The sequence below is a fragment of the Actinomadura sp. NPDC049382 genome (assembly GCF_040677125.1).
Lineage (GTDB): Bacteria > Actinomycetota > Actinomycetes > Streptosporangiales > Streptosporangiaceae > Spirillospora > Spirillospora geliboluensis.
In genome coordinates, this window is the sequence record NZ_JBFARO010000249.1 from 1 (window position 1) to 3,323 (window position 3,323).

Here is a 3,323-nt window from a genome sequence, read left to right on the forward strand (position 1 = left end):
GCGGTCATGTCGCTGAAGGGCGGCGTCGGCAAGACGACCACCACCACCGGCCTCGGCCTCGCTGCTGGCCGGGGTGCTGGTGGGCGCCGCGGGGCTGCCCGTCAGCGGCGTGCTGAAGGCGCTCGCGGACAAGGTCCCGTTCGTGGACGTCGACTCCGGTCTCGGGCCGATCGACGAGAGCGTCCTGTTCGAGCTGCGGGTGCCGCGCGCGCTGATGGCGGCGCTGGTCGGCGGGATGCTCGCCATGGCCGGCGCCGGGTACCAGGGCGTGTTCCGCAACCCGCTCGCCGACCCGTACCTGCTCGGCGCGGCGTCCGGCGCGGGGGTCGGCGCGACGCTGGTGATCGCCCTCGTCCCCGGCGACCCCGGCTACGGCATCCCGCTCGCCGCCTTCGCCGGCGCCCTGTGCGGGGTGTTCCTCGCCTACGCGCTCGGCCGGACGGCGGGCCGCCACGAGGCGGTGACGCTGGTGCTCGCGGGCGTCGCAGTGTCGCTGTTCCTGTCGGCGGTGCAGACGCTCGTCCAGCAGATGAACGCCGAGGAGCTGCAGCGGATCTTCTCCTGGATCCTCGGCGGGGTCGGCTCGGCGGACTGGCACCAGCTCGCGCTGGTCGCCCCGTACGCGCTCGTGTCCACCGTCGTCCTGCTGGCGCACGGCCGCCTGCTGGACGTGCTGAGCGTCGGGGACGAGGAGGCGGCGAGCCTCGGCCTGTCGGCGTCCCGGGTCCGGCTGATCGTGCTGCTCGCCGCGTCGCTGGCGACGGCGTCGGCGGTGGCGGTGAGCGGGCTGATCGGGTTCGTCGGCATCGTCGTACCGCACGTGGTGCGGCGGCTGGCGGGCGGCTCGTACCGGGTGGTGCTGCCGCTGTCGCTGCTCGGCGGCGCCGCGTTCCTGGAGCTCGCGGACCTGGTGGCGCGCACCCTCATCAGCCCCGGCGAACTGTCGCTCGGCGTGGTGACGGCGTTCGTCGGCGGCCCGTTCTTCGTGGCGGTGCTGCGCGCGTCCCGCAGGCAGGTGGAGACGTGACGGTCGCGGTGCGGGGCCTGGACGTGTCGCTCGGCGGCCGGCCGGTGCTGAAGGGCGTGTCGCTGGACGTCCCCGCCGGGTCGTGGACGGCGGTGATCGGGCCGAACGGCGCCGGGAAGTCGACGCTGCTGCGCGCGGTGCTCGGCCTGGTGGCCTCGCGCGGCGAGATCACGGTGGCGGGCGAGGACCTCCAGCGGCTCAAGCCGCGGCAGCGGGCCCGGACGGTCGCCTACGCCGCGCAGAACCCGCACCTCCCCGTGGGGATGACGGTGTTCGACTACACCCTGCTCGGACGCTCCCCCTACATCCCGCATCTCGGCCGGGAGAGCGCGCGCGACCGGGCCATCACCGAGGAGGTCCTCGAACGGCTCGACCTCACCGCCTTCGCCACCCGCACTCTGGACCACCTGTCCGGCGGCGAGAGGCAGCGGGTGGTGCTGGCGCGCGCGCTGGCGCAGCAGACGTCGGTGCTCCTGCTGGACGAGCCGACGACCGCGCTCGACATCGGCCACCAGCAGCAGGTGCTGGAGCTGGTCGACCGGCTGCGGCTCGCCGACGGGCTGACCGTGGTGACGACGATCCACGACCTGACCCTCGCCGGGCAGTACGCCGACGCGCTCGTCCTCATCTCCGAGGGGCGGGTCGCGGCGGCGGGCACGCCGGAGGAGGTCCTCACCCGCGCGGTCGTCGAGGAGCACTTCGGCGCGCGGGTCCACGTCGCCCCCGGTCCGGGCGGGCGGCCGATGCTGGCGCTGGAGCGGCCGTGAATCTGGAGACCGTGTGGCGCGAGGAGGACGGCAAGCGCCTCGCCGCGACGGTGTGGCGGGCCGGGCCCGGCCATCGGATGATCTCGTCGGCGATGCTCGGCGGCGGCATCGGCCCCGCCGGATGGGTGCTGAACGCGCAGGTCCCGGGCGCCTACTCGCGCACCGACCCCGTCGCGCACCTGACGGAGCTGGCCGCGCTGTACGGGCTGGAGGGGGCGGGCGTCGGGATGCTGACGGCCGCGTCCGTCGCCCGCACGATGCGGCGGGACGACGCGGGCGTGCGCGCGTCGGCGACCGTGGGGCTGCGCGTCCCGACCTGGGCGGCCTCCCCCGCCGGGACCCCCGACCCCGAGCTGGCGCCGCTCGACGGAACGCCCCGGTCGGCCCGGACGCCCGGCACCATCAACATCGTCGTCGCCGTGCCCGTCCCGCTGAGCGACGCGGCGCTGGTGAACGCGGTCGTCACCGCGACGGAGGCGAAGACGCAGGCGCTCCTGGAGGCGGGCTTCCCGTGCACGGGCACCGCGTCCGACGCCGTCTGCGTGGCGGCCGCGTCCGGCGGCGCGGCGGAAGAGGTCTTCGCCGGGCCCCGCTCGACGTGGGGCGCGCGGATCGCCCGCGCCGTGCACGCCGCCGTCCATGCCGGGGCGGTCGACTACACCCGGTACCTGGAGACCCGCGGCTAGCACCCGGCCGCCGTACCACCCCGGTGCGGTACGGCGGCCGGATTCAGGGCCAGTGCAGTATGGGGGTTGCGCCTCACCTCCTACCTGTGCGTCGCTTCGCCGGCGTGACCGTCAGCCGGCGTGGGGAAGGCGATGTCCGTTGGCGTGCCCGTTGGCATGTCCGTTGCGGTGGCTGTTGTGGTGCCCGTTCAGCGGTCCGGTGCGGGGGCCGGTGGCGAGCGGGTCGCCGCCGTCCAGCAGCGACCCGGTCCGCGTCCCGTTCACCGGCGGCAGCGGGTGCAGCCCGGTCAGCGGCTCCGGGTCGGCCACCGGGCGGGGGCCGGTGTCCTGGCGGTCGGCGAGCGCGGTGAGCGCGTCGACGCGGCGGCGGGCACGGTCGGCCTCGGACCGCGCGGCGTCGCGCTCGGCGGTCAGCGCCCGCACCGCCGCGCGCAGCTCCTCGGCGGCACGGGTCAGCTGCCAGTTGTGGCGCTCCAGCTCCCGGCCGCGCGCCTGGATCTGGTCGCGGTCGGCGACGGCCTGCCCGCGTTTGGCCTCGGCGTCGCGGACGGCGGAGCGCAGGTCCTCGGCGGCGCGCTCGGCGGCGGCCGACTCGACGCGCCGCCCCTCCAGGAGCGTCTCGGCCTCCGACACCCGGCCGTGCAGGGCGACGAGTTCGGAGCGGGCGCTCTCCAGCGAGGCGAGCAGCTCCCCCTCGCGGGACGCCATCCGGTCGCGCTCGCGCTCGGCGGCGAGCCGGGCCGCGGACGCGCCGTCGGCCTCGTCCCGCGCGTCCGCCGCCTCCTGCCGGGCGGTGTCGCGCTCGGCGGTCAGCCGCTCGGCCTCGGCGCGGGCGGCCGCGGC

The 3,323-nt window shown here is 76.5% G+C and carries 3 protein-coding genes and 1 pseudogene; 3 read left to right on the forward strand and 1 reads right to left on the reverse strand.

The annotated features are described in order from the left end of the window. Nucleotides 1-61 precede the first annotated feature (61 nt). Genes AB0K34_RS46305 through AB0K34_RS46315 form a run of 3 tightly spaced genes read left to right on the forward strand, consistent with a single transcriptional unit; the run spans nucleotide 62 to nucleotide 2,480 of the window. Nucleotides 62-1,027, forward strand: coding sequence for an iron ABC transporter permease (locus AB0K34_RS46305; RefSeq protein ID WP_364554898.1), 966 nt, complete (start codon nucleotides 62-64; stop codon nucleotides 1,025-1,027). Further along, nucleotides 1,024-1,794 (forward strand): ABC transporter ATP-binding protein, encoded by a 771-nt coding sequence (locus AB0K34_RS46310; protein ID WP_138635196.1) that lies wholly within the window; start codon nucleotides 1,024-1,026, stop codon nucleotides 1,792-1,794. Before AB0K34_RS46305 ends, AB0K34_RS46310 begins: the two co-directional genes overlap by 4 nt. Next, complete coding sequence (locus AB0K34_RS46315; protein ID WP_364554896.1) at nucleotides 1,791-2,480, forward strand: adenosylcobinamide amidohydrolase; 690 nt, start codon at nucleotides 1,791-1,793, stop codon at nucleotides 2,478-2,480. Before AB0K34_RS46310 ends, AB0K34_RS46315 begins: the two co-directional genes overlap by 4 nt. Nucleotides 2,481-2,591: 111 nt before the next feature. Here AB0K34_RS46315 and AB0K34_RS46320 read toward each other — a convergent pair. Next, a pseudogene (locus tag AB0K34_RS46320) lies at nucleotides 2,592-3,323 on the reverse strand (hypothetical protein); the annotation flags it as partial.